The 14387-nt window shown below is 42.7% G+C and carries 15 protein-coding genes; 6 read left to right on the forward strand and 9 right to left on the reverse strand.

Annotated features, from left to right (window positions below):
- The first annotated feature begins 26 nt into the window (after positions 1–26).
- Together FZC88_RS14500 and FZC88_RS24525 are read left to right on the forward strand one after the other, a co-directional pair.
- A complete protein-coding gene (locus tag FZC88_RS14500; RefSeq protein WP_262371872.1) occupies positions 27–728 on the forward strand; it encodes a DUF1206 domain-containing protein in 702 nt (233 codons plus the stop codon).
- The gene (locus FZC88_RS24525) at positions 709–873 is read left to right on the forward strand and encodes a DUF1206 domain-containing protein (protein WP_262371882.1); all 165 of its coding nucleotides are present in this window, start codon (positions 709–711) and stop codon (positions 871–873) included. The genes FZC88_RS14500 and FZC88_RS24525 overlap by 20 nt, the downstream gene beginning before the upstream one ends.
- A 52-nt stretch (positions 874–925) precedes the next feature.
- Here FZC88_RS24525 and FZC88_RS14505 read toward each other — a convergent pair whose 3' ends face one another.
- Entirely contained in the window at positions 926–1864 is a 939-nt protein-coding gene (locus FZC88_RS14505) for a polysaccharide deacetylase family protein (RefSeq protein WP_148995398.1), read from the reverse strand.
- Between the two features lie 169 nt (positions 1865–2033).
- On the opposite strand from FZC88_RS14505, the gene FZC88_RS14510 reads away from it, so the two are divergent.
- The 4 genes from FZC88_RS14510 (at position 2034) to FZC88_RS14525 (ending at position 6771) form a co-directional block, all read left to right on the forward strand.
- A complete protein-coding gene (locus FZC88_RS14510; RefSeq protein WP_148995399.1) occupies positions 2034–3266 on the forward strand; it encodes a hypothetical protein in 1233 nt (410 codons plus the stop codon).
- Between the two features lie 23 nt (positions 3267–3289).
- The gene (locus FZC88_RS14515; RefSeq protein ID WP_148995400.1) at positions 3290–3982 is read left to right on the forward strand and encodes a response regulator transcription factor; all 693 of its coding nucleotides are present in this window, start codon (positions 3290–3292) and stop codon (positions 3980–3982) included.
- Positions 3963–5357 carry a sensor histidine kinase gene (locus FZC88_RS14520; RefSeq protein WP_187443640.1) on the forward strand — a complete coding sequence of 465 codons (1395 nt, stop codon included), beginning with the start codon at positions 3963–3965 and terminating at the stop codon, positions 5355–5357. The genes FZC88_RS14515 and FZC88_RS14520 overlap by 20 nt, the downstream gene beginning before the upstream one ends.
- Positions 5358–5535: 178 nt before the next feature.
- Positions 5536–6771: a dicarboxylate/amino acid:cation symporter gene (locus FZC88_RS14525; RefSeq protein ID WP_148995402.1), complete on the forward strand. Its 1236-nt coding sequence runs from the start codon at positions 5536–5538 to the stop codon at positions 6769–6771.
- A 46-nt stretch (positions 6772–6817) separates the two neighbouring features.
- Here the strand turns inward: FZC88_RS14525 and cobD are convergent, their stop codons facing one another.
- The 8 genes from cobD to FZC88_RS14565 form a co-directional block, all read right to left on the reverse strand.
- Complete coding sequence (cobD, locus tag FZC88_RS14530; protein WP_148995403.1) at positions 6818–7894, reverse strand: threonine-phosphate decarboxylase CobD; 1077 nt, start codon at positions 7892–7894, stop codon at positions 6818–6820.
- Entirely contained in the window at positions 7851–8831 is a 981-nt protein-coding gene (cbiB, locus tag FZC88_RS14535; protein ID WP_316247536.1) for an adenosylcobinamide-phosphate synthase CbiB, read from the reverse strand. Before cbiB ends, cobD begins: the two co-directional genes overlap by 44 nt.
- A complete protein-coding gene (locus tag FZC88_RS14540; protein WP_148995405.1) occupies positions 8831–9511 on the reverse strand; it encodes an adenosylcobinamide amidohydrolase in 681 nt (226 codons plus the stop codon). Before FZC88_RS14540 ends, cbiB begins: the two co-directional genes overlap by 1 nt.
- Before the next feature lie 158 nt (positions 9512–9669).
- Entirely contained in the window at positions 9670–10203 is a 534-nt protein-coding gene (locus FZC88_RS14545) for a chromate transporter (protein WP_148995406.1), read from the reverse strand.
- Complete coding sequence (locus FZC88_RS14550; RefSeq protein WP_148995407.1) at positions 10200–10760, reverse strand: chromate transporter; 561 nt, start codon at positions 10758–10760, stop codon at positions 10200–10202. The genes FZC88_RS14545 and FZC88_RS14550 overlap by 4 nt, the downstream gene beginning before the upstream one ends.
- A 38-nt stretch (positions 10761–10798) precedes the next feature.
- Positions 10799–12412, reverse strand: coding sequence for a gamma-glutamyltransferase family protein (locus tag FZC88_RS14555; RefSeq protein WP_148995408.1), 1614 nt, complete (start codon positions 12410–12412; stop codon positions 10799–10801).
- A complete protein-coding gene (locus FZC88_RS14560; RefSeq protein ID WP_148970241.1) occupies positions 12409–13410 on the reverse strand; it encodes an ABC transporter ATP-binding protein in 1002 nt (333 codons plus the stop codon). Before FZC88_RS14560 ends, FZC88_RS14555 begins: the two co-directional genes overlap by 4 nt.
- Positions 13376–14383 (reverse strand): ABC transporter ATP-binding protein, encoded by a 1008-nt coding sequence (locus tag FZC88_RS14565; RefSeq protein WP_148995409.1) that lies wholly within the window; start codon positions 14381–14383, stop codon positions 13376–13378. The genes FZC88_RS14560 and FZC88_RS14565 overlap by 35 nt, the downstream gene beginning before the upstream one ends.
- Positions 14384–14387: the final 4 nt, after the last annotated feature.

Raw genomic sequence — 14387 nt, forward strand, 5'->3', positions numbered from 1 at the left:
ATAGAACCAGAAGGGAAGAAGTGTATATGGCCGGAGTTTCATCCATTACAACATCAAGAAGTTCATCTGTTTCATCAAATGATATAAAACCTTGGATTAGAGGGTTTGCACGGATTGGATTCATTTCAAGAGGGATTGTTTATATACTGATTGGCACATTGGCCGTTATGGCCTCACTCGGGATAGGAGGAAGCACTTCAGACTCGAGTGGTGCCTTTGCAGCAGTGGCGAGCAAACCTTTTGGGGAAGTCCTTCTATGGATATTAGGTCTCGGCCTGATCGGAATTGTTCTTTGGCACCTCATTCAAGTGGTAAAAGATCCGGAACATGTGAGAAATGACGGGAAATCAATGTTTAGAAGACTCGCTAATCTGATCACCGGGTTTGCTTACGGTTCTTTGACTTATAATGCTTTCGCTATTGCGATGCATGCCAAAAGCTCCGGTTCGGGATCGAAACAAACCTTATCTGCTAAGTTATTATCTCAGCCCTTTGGTCAATGGGTTGTAGGAATTGTCGGACTTATCATTATTGGATATGCACTCTATGAAATTCATAATGCTTATACAGAAAAATACACAAACAAATTTAAACGGCATGAAATGTCCGAGAAAGAATGGGAATTGGGAAGAAAAACCGGAAAGCTCGGGTTATATTCCCGAGGCACCGTTTTTTTTACTGATCGGTTATTTCTTTATTCAAACGGCGATCACAGCCGATCCGGATAAAACACAAGGATTGGATGGAGCACTTTCCAAGATAGCTCAACAACCTTATGGTCAATGGCTGCTGGGAATTGTAGCCGCAGGATTGATCCTTTATGGCGTGTTTCAAATTTTAACAGGTAAAAACCGTCATATGAGCATTTATTAAGAATGAAAAGGAGCAGCCAAAGGGCAGCTCCTTTTTTCTTCTGGCAACATTGTTAAAATGTAACTGGATCCATTTCTTCTGTTAAAGCCTTCATATTATATCCTTGATCAGTCAACTTCTTAAGTAAAGAATCTAAATAAGCGAGTGTCGTAGGTTTTTCATGAATAAGAATGACTTTTGGCTGGTTTTCAAATGAATAAGAAGCTAACTGATCCATGACATTCTGAACATACTCCCCACTATGATATTTCCAATCTTCACTATCCACATTCCAATCCCATAAACTAAATCCTTCTCTCTTTACTGCTTTCAAATATTCCGGCTTCATATTGGGTACGGACCCATAAGGAACGCGAATCAACTCGCTTCGAATACCTGTAATGGACTCTAACGTAAATTGGGCCGTCAGCATCTCCCCTACAACCGATTCACTAGATTGGTAGATTTCTGATACATCATGGGTGACACCATGCAACCCGACACTATGCCCTTCTTCCACTATCTGTCGAACGGCCTCACTATGTTTTTTCATATTCGGTTCCAGCATAAAGAAGCTCGCTTTTGCCCCATACTGATTTAGCACTTTAAGAATCGCTCCCGTATTTACATTCGGACCATCATCGAATGTAATGTAAACCGTCTTTTCATCCTGGAAATTCCCTTGTTCATTGGACGAATGGTCTTCTATTTCCACTTCCTCATAGTAATTGTCGTCTTTCACACTCTCCTCTTCACTGAAATTAGCTTCTTGTTCCTCTTCTTGAGTATCTCTGTCATCCCCTACTACAGGTTGTCCCGATTTGCCCTCCTCTTTTTCAGAGGGTTCTTCCTGGACTGTATTTTGTTGAGTCGTTGTTTCCTTTGAAATCTTCGCTTCCCCAATGTCCAATACCCACGAAGTTGAAAGAATGAGTAACAGTACGATCACTCCTGCCAATCCACCCAACTCAATGGGTTTGATCCATTTTCTTTTTTTCCTTTGTCTCCCCATCTCGATCACCTTTCTGCGTTCTTGTTACGTTTAATGATAGGATCATGGGCGATGAAAAGGGTTACTTCCCGGTTACAAAGTAAGGGCGACTTTTGTAACTTTTTTGTTACTTTTGTCGATTGAGTTTACACTATACTAGTGAAAGCTATAGGCAGGATGTGATGATCAATTGAAGAAGATTTTGTTCCTTATGGGTTGTCTTTTGATGTGTACGGGTTGCTCTTTATTCCAATCCAACACTTCATTACTGAAGCCGCCTGAACTTCCGGTTAAACAGCAGGAAGTGAAACAAGCGATCGGAAAATATGTTCCGTCACAGGCAGAATGGGTTTCACCGATTGAGGACAAACAAGCAAACAAAATGATTGAAGCAGATTTGGATCACGATCAAACTAACGAATTGATCGTATTTTATAGACTACCTGATCAAACCTCTCAAATGGAAGCCATTGTTCTAAAGGAAGAAAAAGGGGAATGGAAGGAAAAAATGAAATTGAAGGACCTTGGAAGGGAGCTTCATAAAGTGGAATTCCTGGACTTTAACCAGGATGGATACAAAGAAATACTGGTTGGGTTCTCTTTCTCAGAAGACGCCTCAGACAAAGCACTGATCGTGTACGACCTGACTAAAGGTAAGCCGCAGAAGCTGTTTGAATCCCAATATAGTGCGTTTTTTTCAGGGAACTTCACGAAAGATGATCAGGGGGAAATCCTCCTCGCGTCACTCGTACCAAACCAGTCTCATTCTGTTCGTCTTTATCAATTCAGCCATCATAAAATGAACGTGTTAGATGAGCTGAGATTAGATCCATATGTATACCCTTACTACCATTCCTTAGCCGGGTCCATCTCCCCTTCTTTAAAAGGAGCGATACTGGATGCAGGTGTAGGTGCTCATTCGTCTACGTCATTCATTGTTGGTGTAGAGGACGAGAAGTTGGTGAATGTTTTACCGGAAAACATGAAGGAGGAAGAGCTTTTCAGGGCATATGCCGTGAATAGTGAAGATTCGAACGGGGATGGAATCCTTGAATTCACTCTTCAAAAAGAGGCAGGCGATGATCATCTTGCCAATTCTGAGATGCCTTTCATCAATGAGTATTATCAGCTCAACGATCAAAAGCAAGCCGAGCTCATTCATCGATACTACGACAATGCAGCTTATTTATACAGGTTCGAGATCCCACAGGACTGGCCCTCTGTAAAAGTAGAGGAATCAGAAGACGGACGTTATGTGAAGTTTCTTTCCATGAAAGATGGCAGCGTGCTATTTGATGTATACGTGATTGACAAAGGTCAACCACTTCCAAAAGGGTGGAATCTATTATATGAAACCAATCAATTCACATACGTAACAAAATACTCACCGGCAATAGGTAAGCAACTCTTCCAGCCTATCTGATGAGAAAATGGAGGTGTAGTTGGATGAAGCACATTTTGATTATTGAAGATGAAGAATCCATCCGTGGCTTTATCGAGATTAACTTAATGCGATACGGATACGCTGTCTTTCAAGCTGGTAGCGCAGAGGAAGGAATCGACCTGGTCAAGAAAGCACACTCCCCAATCGATATTGTCTTACTTGATGTCATGCTCCCCGGCATGAACGGATTTGAAGCATGTAAAGAAATCAGAAATTGGAATCCATCCATTGGAATCATCATGTTAACGGCCAAAGTTCAGGAAATGGATAAGGTACACGGGTTGATGAACGGGGCAGATGATTATATTCCGAAACCATTCAGTCCGAATGAGCTCATCGCTCGAATTGAAGCGTTATTAAGAAGAATGAATGTTCATCGGGTCAAGGAGGATAGCCAATCCCCCATCACGCTAAACGAACAGAAGAGGCTACTATTCGTTCAAGGAAAGAAGATTGACCTTTCACCGATAGAGTATGAATTACTCAGCATCATTTTCAAGGCAAATGGAGAAGCGATCTCCCGCAATGATCTCTTGGATGAAGTATGGGGACTTCACTACGCAGGCGATCCGAAGATTGTGGATGTGAATATTCGACGAATCCGTCAAAAAATTGAAAAAGACCCTTCCCTTCCTCACTATATCCTGACGGTTTGGGGATATGGGTATCGCTGGAATGACGAAAATGGGAATTAAAAGAAGATTACTCATTCAGAACGTCTCCCTTATTACCTTAACCATTCTGTTATTTTTGGGCATTCTCGTTTCAGGAATCTATTCTTATTACTACAACGGTACAATAGATATGCTGAAGAATCATGCTGTCAATTCATCTCAGTTTGCCAATAAATATATGAACCTGCATTCCTTTACTCTGAGGAATGAATTGACTAATCTCCAAAATAATTTCTCCATCCCTCAAGCCGAAACACAAATTTTGAACGCGAGTGGAGACTTATTATCCTCTTCGACTGGTTTTATCCCGGATGAAAAGCCTGACTTCAAGGATATTGAGGAGGCATTTCGAAATGGTAGCGGAACTTGGATCGGCAATCACCCAATAACAGGTGAGCATATTTTGGCTGTGTCGGTACCATTAAAAGGAGAGAACAACACCATTGGTTTGATCCGGTTTATAACATCCCTGGAATCACTGGATAACAATTTCCGAACAATCTTGCTTTCTTTATTTTTAATTGGACTCGTTATTTTGCTTATCGTATTTATGGTGAGTACACTTTTTGCCCGTAATTTAACGAAACCTGTGATTGAACTGACCGAAGCATCACAGAAGCTTGCCAAAGGAGAATTGGAAACTAGAATTGTCGGACAGTATAAGGACGAATTCCAAACCTTGAGTACGTCCTTCAATGATATGGCGAGGGAACTCCTTAAAACCGAGAAAATGAAGAATGAGTTCATCTCCTCGGTTTCCCATGAACTTCGCACTCCCCTTACGAGTATTAAAGGATGGAGCGAAACTTTGCTGACGGGTGATTTACAAAATGTCCAGGAAAACAAAACGGGGTTGACCATCATTTCAAACGAAACGAATCGATTAATTGGACTGGTAGAGGAGCTATTGGACTTCTCCCGTTTTTCAAATGGATCATTTACGATTCACCCCAATACCTTTTCTTTCAATCGTACTCTCAATGAAGTCATTCTTCAGCTGGATCAAAAACGGAAAGAAAAAGGTATATCCATTATGTTGGAAAGCGATGAGATAGTGGATCTATTCGCCGATGAAAATCGTATCCGACAAGTATTGATCAATCTCTTAGATAACGCTATTAAGTACTCGGACCCGAATTCAACGGTTTTCATTCGTAATAACCAGGCGAATTCCTATTTTACCTTTGAAATAGAAGATGAGGGGCAGGGAATCGAACCGGAACACCTGCAACATATTGCCACCTTATTCTATAAGGAGAGGGAGAATTCAGATGGGGTAGGGTTAGGATTAGCGATCTGTAAAAATATCATTGAATTGCACCATGGAAAATTGTTTGTGAAAAGTGGTAAGGGTTCAGGTACAACTGCCGGTTTTACCATTCCCTTACGTTCTTAAAGAGTTTGGATTTTGAATCCAGGCTCTTTCTTTATAATGGAATAAGCATGAATTTTGACACTCCTTTCATTCTATTGTATCTTATGACAATAAATCCTCACTAAACCCATCAGAATTATGATAAATAGTTTTTTAGATATTTGGGGAAATCTACTACTAAATAGAAGGAGTGGCTACAATGAAATCTCTTTGGAGAGGTTATCTAGATACATCGCTTATTGTGAAAATAACCGTCGCTCTCGTATTGGGAATTGCGGTCGGATTGATATTCGGCAAAGATGCATCTGTCCTTTCTCCCCTGGGCGATATATTGATTCGCTTGCTGAAATTTCTTATCATCCCTCTTATCCTGTTTACATTGATGGTCGGCGTGAACCAGACCAATGTGAGCAAACTCGGACGAATGGGAGGAAAAACGTTCTTATATTATTTATTCTCTTCAGCATTAGCGATCATGGTAGGGATTGCTGTTGCAAGTATTTTCAACCCTGGAACGGGCATGACCCTCGATACGACGGAGAAATTTGAAGTACCGGAAAATCCAGGGGTGACCAGTGTACTCCTGAACATCATTCCGGAGAATATCGTCACGGCGTTCACGGAAATGAACCTTCTTGGAATCATCTTTACCGCCATTGTGTTTGGTATTGCCATTTCCTATTTAAGGTCATCATCGGAACATCATGAAATGGGTGAACAGGTGTATAAAGTCGTAAACGGGTTAAACGAAGCGACACTAGCCATCATGAAGGTGATCCTTCAATATGTGCCGGTCGGAATCTTTGCCATCATGGCTGATACAGTCGGAAAACAGGGATTAGATACATTGTTATCATTAGGAAATATGATTTTGGTGCTTTACATTGCATTGTTTGTCCAAATTGCCATCTATATTGTCGCCTTGCTCATATTCAAAATTAGTCCCGGCAGGTTCTTTGCCCAGGCACGGACACCGATGATCACAGCATTTGTGACCCAGAGCAGCTCAGGTACCCTGCCTCTAACATTAAACGCAGCAAAAAATCTTGGTCTGCCTAAAAGCTTATATGGATTCAGCTTACCACTTGGGGCCACGATCAATATGGATGGCGCTGCGATTCGGATCGCCGTATCAGCTGTTTTCGCTGCAAACGTAATCGGCAATCCATTAAGCCTGACTGATATGCAGGTCGTTGTCCTCGTAGGAACTCTGGCTTCAATCGGAACTGCCGGCGTTCCGGGAGCAGGCATTATTATGATTGCCACTGTATTCGCCCAGCTCGGGCTACCGATGGAGACCGTTGCCCTGCTGACGGCGATTGATGCCCTGGTTGGAATGGGTTGTACGGCTCTTAATGTGACGGGGGATTTGGTTGGTACGTCGATTATTGATAAGACGGAGAATGAAGACAATCAGAAATCCGCTTCCGTATAAATATCGAATAATAAAACAAGCTTGAGTTGCCTCAAGCTTGTTTTATTTAAGGACGGGATTTCCATTCCGTTAAGGCATCCATCAATTTTTCGTGCTCTTTTTTTCCCTTAATGGCAAACCTTAACCACCTTCCATCCAACCCTTTGAAATTATGGGTATGGCGGCTCACAATACCATTCTCCAACAGAAAACGAAATAACTCGGTTTGATCGTTAAGATCTGGATCCTTTAAGAGATAAAAGTTCGTCTGACTTGGTGAATAGTCAAATCGGGATTGGTCGAAAAATGCAAACAGCTTCTCCCTCTCCCTTTTCACCATGTATTTAGTATGATAAACGAAATCTGTTTCCTCCAAGAGTATTTCTCCTACTTTTTGAGCGATTCCGTTCACACTCCAATGAACTTGATAGTTTCCCAGTTCCTTCACGACTGTCTCACCAGCCATCAGAAAACCCAAGCGGATCCCGGGAATGCTAAACATTTTCGTCATGCTTCTTAACACCATTAGATTTGAGTATTCCTTTACCAGATGAGCTACCGTCACCTCTTCCAAAGGGAAATCATAAAATGCTTCATCCACAATCACATAACAATGTTCTTTATGAGCTTCCTTAACAATCTCTTTTATCTTTGAAGCTGAATATAACACACCAGTCGGATTGGTCGGATTACATATAAAGACAGCATCCACCTTTGAAAGATACGCTGCCAACTTCTTTGAACCAAGATCCCAATCGTCCTCTTCCAGAAGTAGATGATGAATGGTGCAGTCATTGATTTGACAAGCCTTCTCGTATTCTGAAAAGGTGGGATGAATGATGAGAACATTCGAATGGGCCAACCATCTCCCAATAAGATGGATCAGTTCAGCACCACCATTCCCTATGAGAATTTCTTCTTCCAACACCCCTTCTTTACGGGCAATTTTTCTTCGTAAAGATACAGAGTGAGGATCCGGATACGTCACGATTTCCTCTAACAGATCCTGCCAGTTCTTTTTTAAACGATCTGGAGGACCGCTGGAGTTAATATTTGCACTTAAGTCGACGATTTGATCAGGCATCGAAATATCCATTGCTCTATATGTATATTGCGGATTCGATCCATGTTCTGGTAATTTCAACAAATACTCCCCCTATCCAAAGAATCATGATAAAAATGAAACACGCTTTCTGCATACGGCTAATGGTTGCAGGGATATGATTCCGTTCTAATTCAAAAACCTTTCTTCCCATTTTTTCTCGCTGGGAAACCATCCCTTTATACTTGTTGAGGCCGCCCAGTTGAACCCCTAGACTCACCGCGACTGCCGCTTCCCCCCAGCCGCTGTTAGGACTAGGGTGTTTCTTGGCATCGTTCAATAGAATTCGAAATCCTTCTATGTAAGTGAAATATACAGGACGTATACAGAAAAATAAGATGAATCCTGTGATTCTACTCGGAATCCAGTTCAGGACGTCATCCAGCTTGGCTGATGCCCACCCAAAGTCTATGTACCTCTTATTCTTGTATCCCACCATGGAATCACACGTATTCACACATCTGTACACGATGGCAAGTGGGGCACCGCCAATCAATGCCCAAAACAAAGGAGCCGTTATCCCATCACTTGTATTTTCCGCAACGGTTTCAACAGTCCCTCTTACAATTTCACTTTCATTTAAGTTTTCTGTATCTCTGCCCACGATATATGAAAGCTTTTCCCTTGCTGTTTTCAGATTGTTTTCTTCAAGTGGTTGCAATACTTCTAAAGCAGCCAATCTAAGGCTCTTTTGGGAAATGGTCGTCGTGATGACGATGGCTTCTACCAAGATCCCTAAAATTGTATGCATAGAGTAACTTGCCCAAATGAGGCAAGAGGTAAGAATAAACGCCGCCACTACCAATATCGATACCATCACTATACCTTTCCTTTTTAGAAACCCTCCTTTATTCAACCTGCGATCTAAACGAGAAATCGCCTTTCCCATCCATTTAACAGGATGGGGCCAGTAGGGCGGGTCTCCAATCCATAGGTCCAGCAAATAGGCGATTGTTATAGCTAACAAGTGATGAATCATCAGGTCCCCACCCTTTTCTTATACTTGGAAATCGCGTGGATGGTGCACTCATAAACCCCTTTACTAATCCTTTTTCCCAAGGGGGTAATCGTTCCTGCATATTCCAGAAGGACTCCCTCTTCAGTGCTCGCGATTAATATACTGTCAGTAGAGGTACCCGTTGCTCCACTCCCTGTAACAGGGTCATTTACATTATGAGCTGCAAGTGCTTTCACCTTGGCTTCTGTTGCAGTCATAATCCCTTGGATGCTTGCGGCATCCGATACTCTCCCATTGATAAACACCCAGATGTTAATCGTGCCGGGTGAATGATCAAACGAGTGACAATCACTCATACTTGCATCAACGGCATTGCCGACTCCTGCTGTAACGACAATGAATACAGAAAATGATTCCTCCTCATAAAACCCCCAGCACGCATCTTCCAATTGAACAGCCGTCATCATGCCGACCGTTTCTTCTCTTTTTACACCTATTTGCTGGAGATAACCTTGCATCTCTTCATGATGGTTATCACTATTGTAGTTTTTCGATACATGGCGATTCACAAATGTTGTATACCAGCCTGTTCCGGCATTGGTGACGCCTGAGGATATGGTTTTGAGTGGGCGTGTTGATTGGAGGATGATTTGATTCTTGGAGCAGGTTAGTAAGTGGTGGTTGATGATTTCTCTCTTCATAGGCTACCTCTCCTTTAAACTAACTATACTATTATATCAATACTGTGATTTTCCTTCTAATACCAATCTCATAATTTGGACTTAATATGTTCTCCAATGAAAAACACGACAAAAAGAGCTAACTCTTTCATTCCGGAGTTAGCTCTTTCATCATCACATTATACACCAAGGAAAAATGCTCCATATAGCAATGCAGCACCTATTACGTATGCTGGACTCACTTTCCATTTTTCAAGTAGAAAATAGCTGCACACTGCAATCAATCCAGTTTGAACAATTCCGATTCCCTCATAAGCATTGGTAAAGAAACCAATCGTCATGATCCCTAACAATACTGCAATTGTCGGACGAACCAAATTTGTCATCTTTTTCACTCTGGGGGAATCCTTATATTTCATTAATAAACCAAGTAACATAATCATCAAGATCAATGAAGGGGCAACTGTTGCAAACACACCGACTATTGCCCCGGGCACCCCGCCTTGCTGGTAACCTATGTAACCCGCCATCTTTGTAGCTATAGGTCCCGGCAAAGCATTTCCTAACGCCAAAACTTCACTGAACTCACTTACTGTCAACCACTCGTAATGATCAACCACTTCATTTTCCACCAATGGTATTGATGCCGGCCCCCCTCCATATCCCAATACCCCCGGAATGAAGAAAGCCAAGAAAATTTGAATATATATCATGATGCTTTCACCTGCTTTTCCTGACCTGGATTTCGTGACAGAAGGGCAAACCCTAGTAAAGCACCAATCACGATAGCCGGGTGAACTCCTAAGACGGAAAGTGATAGAACACTCACTGCCAGCAGAATGATGGTTATTTTCCAGCCCATACTATTTTGAGACTTTTGGACAAACCCCCACGTTAAGACACCAAGCATAACGCCGACTACAGGAACTACTGCACTGGCCATACCCTGTACCCAATTCTTATCTTTATAAGTATTTAGAACGGTCAGCAATAAAACCATCAAAACAATAGTCGGAATGATGGTGGCCAACACGGCATTAATCATCCCTAAGTAGCCACCGACCCGAAATCCGATATACCCCGCCATCTTGGTTGCAATCGGACCAGGCAATGCATTCCCAAGAGCCAAAACATCGGAGAAATCATCATCGTTCATCCATTTATATTTTTCCACTACCTCTTTGTGAACGAGTGGGATGGAGGAAGGCCCCCCTCCAAACCCCAACATACCTACTCGAAAAAAAGCGAGAAATAAATGCCATTGTTTCATGATGTCACCCCCTCTTCCATTCGATCAATCACCATTCATCACCAAGCCGAAATAGCCCCATCAGTCCGTGACTCTGTACCTCCCATTAGAACTCCTGATGCTGGATTTCTCCAAATAATCTGGCCTCTTCCGAAAGATCCTTGATCTGTCGCTACTTGAATATGATGTCCCCTCCTAGCCAATGCCTGGGCAATGTGATTGGGGAAATTGGGCTCAACCAGTACATCTTTATCCTTTATCCATTGCCATCTTGGTGCATCCAAAGCTGCTTGTGGGTTTAAATGAAAATCAATCGTATTCATCACTACTTGGAAATGTCCCTGAGGTTGCATATATCCCCCCATCACACCGAACGGACCTATTGCCTCTTCTCCTCTTGTCAGAAATCCAGGAATGATCGTATGGTATGTTTTCTTTCCGGATTTGAGTGCATTGGGATGCTCAGGATCTAAAGAGAAATCATGCCCCCTGTTCTGCATGGAAATACCGGTACCCGGAATCACAATACCAGAACCAAATCCCATATAGTTACTTTGTATGAAGGAAACCATATTCCCTTCATCGTCAGCAGCAGCCAAGTAGACTGTTCCGCCTTTTTGGGGCTGATATTCTTTTGGAGTGATCGCGTCTTCTTCAATTATTTCACGTCTCGAGCGTGCATATCCTTCAGATAACAAGTGTTCCACAGAAACCGGCATTTCTTTTTCTTCTGTGATAAATGCTTTTCCATCGGTAAAGGCAAGCTTCATGGATTCGATTTGTTTGTGATATGTATCAACAGCGTCTTTTTCTGATAAATGGAAGCCCTGCACAATATTTAGTCCCATCAAGGTTACCAGCCCTTGGCCGTTAGGAGGAATTTCCCAAACATCGTAGCCTTTGTAGTTTGTTGAGATCGGGGTCACCCATTCCGCTTTATACTCTGAAAGATCTTCCTTGGATAAATAACCACCGCACCTCTCGACATAGGAAGAAATCTTTTCTGCGAGCTCTCCCCTATAGAAACTCTCTCCATTTGACTCTGCAATCAACCTGAGAGTGTCGGCGTGACCTGGTGATGACCATATCTCGCCTATAAGAGGGGCTCTCTGATTGGGGGCAAATGTATCAAACCAGGGCTGAAATTTTTTATCATCTTTAAATAATTCCCGGAATTTCTTATAGGCCAAGCCCCAATACTTTCCAAGTACAGGACTGATTGGATACCCTTCTTCAGCATATCGGATCGCTGGAGCCAGCACCTCATTTAATGGGAGCTTCCCAAATTTGCTTGAAAGCTCTGCCCATGCTGAAGGGGCACCTGGAACGGTGATAGGGATAGCTCCATGCACAGGCATCCCTTCATGCCCTTTCCGTTTAACATCTTCAATGGAAATACCTTTTGGAGAAGGTCCGCTTGCATTCAAACCATGAAGTTTCCCCTTTACCCAAACCAGGGCGAAGGCATCACCACCAATTCCATTGGACGTGGGTTCAACTACTGTCAGCGCAGCCGCAGTGGCAATCGCAGCATCTATCGCATTTCCGCCCTTTTGTAAGATCTCCAATCCAGCCTGAGATGCAAGTGGCTGGGAAGTAGCCACCATTCCTTTCTTCGCAAAAACGGTATTACGTATTGAAGAATACGGTTGATATAAATGATCCATCTTCATAATACTTCACTTCCTTTTTCGACATGATGACACGCTACATAATGTTGATCTCCCATATCACGCCAAACCGGCTTCTTTTGCTTGCATATCTCTGTAGCAATCGGACAGCGTGTATGGAATGTACATCCCGAAGGAGGATTTGCAGGATTTGGGATTTCCCCTTCCAACCGGATTCTCTTCCGATTCCTCTCGATCGAAGGACGGGGGATCGATGACAAGAGAGCCTTCGTATAAGGGTGCAATGGGTTTTCGTAAAGCTGTTTGGCAGATGCCAATTCAGCGGTGTTTCCTAAGTACATCACCATTACCCGATTACAAAAATAACGTACCACTCCCAGATCATGAGAGATGAATAGATAGGTTAAACCGTATTTTGACTGAAGAGTCTTTAACAGTTTCAGAACTTGTGCCTGCACGGATACATCGAGTGCAGAAACTGCTTCATCACAAATAATGACTGAAGGATTCAATGCTATGGCACGAGCGATTCCTATTCTTTGGCGCTGCCCCCCGCTGAACTCATGTGGATATCGGTCATAATGTTCTTCCTTTAGACCCACCTCATTAAGCAGGTCGATTACTTTCTCTCTTCTATCTTTACTGGACAGCTTGGTATGCATGATAAAAACTTCTTCAAGGGCATCTCCTATTCGCTGTCTTGGATTCAGTGAAGCATATGGATCCTGAAAAATCATTTGCATTTGTTTCTTGAATGGAAGTCGGTTACGATCGGATAAATGCTGAAGCTCCTGTCCCCGAAAGATCACTTTTCCTTCAGTCACAGATTCCAAGCCTAGTACGGCTCTGCCTAATGTAGATTTACCACACCCGGACTCCCCGACTACACCTAAACTCTCACCCTCAAACATTTCTAAACTGACATCCTCCACTGCTTTCACATGACCTTGAACTCTTTTGAGTAATCCCCCCTTGATGGGGTAGTATTTTTTCACTCTTTCTAACTTAAGTATGGACGATTTTTTGACGGTTGTCGGCACCTTCGTCTACCTCCTGTAGCCAGCATTTCACTCTGTGGTCTCCGTGCAATTCAAAATCATCTGGAGCTTGAACGACACACTTTTCCATTGCGTAAGGACACCGGGGATGAAAACGACACCCGTTGATTTCTTCATTAATATTTGGAAGTGAACCAGGTATTGCCTCAAGTTCAAAATCGGGTTCATCCAAATTGGGTACAGAATTCAACAACCCCTTGGTATAAGGGTGCTGGGGATTTTCAAAAATGGATTCTACTGACCCCTCCTCTACTTTTTCCCCTGCATACATGACCATTACTCGATCTGCCACTTCTGCCACAACCCCCATATCATGTGTGATCATCATAACCCCCATCCCAAGCTTATCTTTCAAATCTTGGATTAAATCAAGGATTTGAGCTTGAATGGTCACGTCCAAGGCAGTAGTCGGTTCATCCGCAATGAGTAATTGGGGGTGACAGGCGAGTGAAATGGCAATCATGACTCTCTGCCTCATTCCTCCACTTAACTCATGAGGGTACTGTTTCATTCTTTTTTCAGGATATGGGATGCCTACTTGCTTCAATAGTTCAATCCCTTGTTTATGAGCATTTGATTTATTTAGCTTATGATGTAAAATGAGCGGTTCTCTCAATTGATACCCGATTGTCAAAACCGGGTTCAGCGCCGTCATAGGCTCCTGGAAAATCATTGATATATCCTTACCGCGAATCTTTCTAAGTTCCTCTGAGGAGATTTGGGTTAAATTCAGACCCTTGAAATCAATACTGCCATCCTTGATGAATCCATTGCTTGGGAGCAGACCCATCACGGATAATGATGTAATGCTTTTTCCGCACCCTGACTCCCCTACGACACATAGGGTCTCTCCTTTTTTTATAGAGAACGATACTCCCCGGACAGCCGACACATCACCGTCTGCCGTCCGAAAAGCTGTAACTAAGTTCTTTACAGATAATAGATCTGTTGTCATCTTT

Origin of the sequence: Rossellomorea aquimaris (genome assembly GCF_008180865.1) — a bacterium.
Classification (GTDB): Bacteria; Bacillota; Bacilli; order Bacillales; family Bacillaceae_B; genus Rossellomorea; species Rossellomorea yichunensis.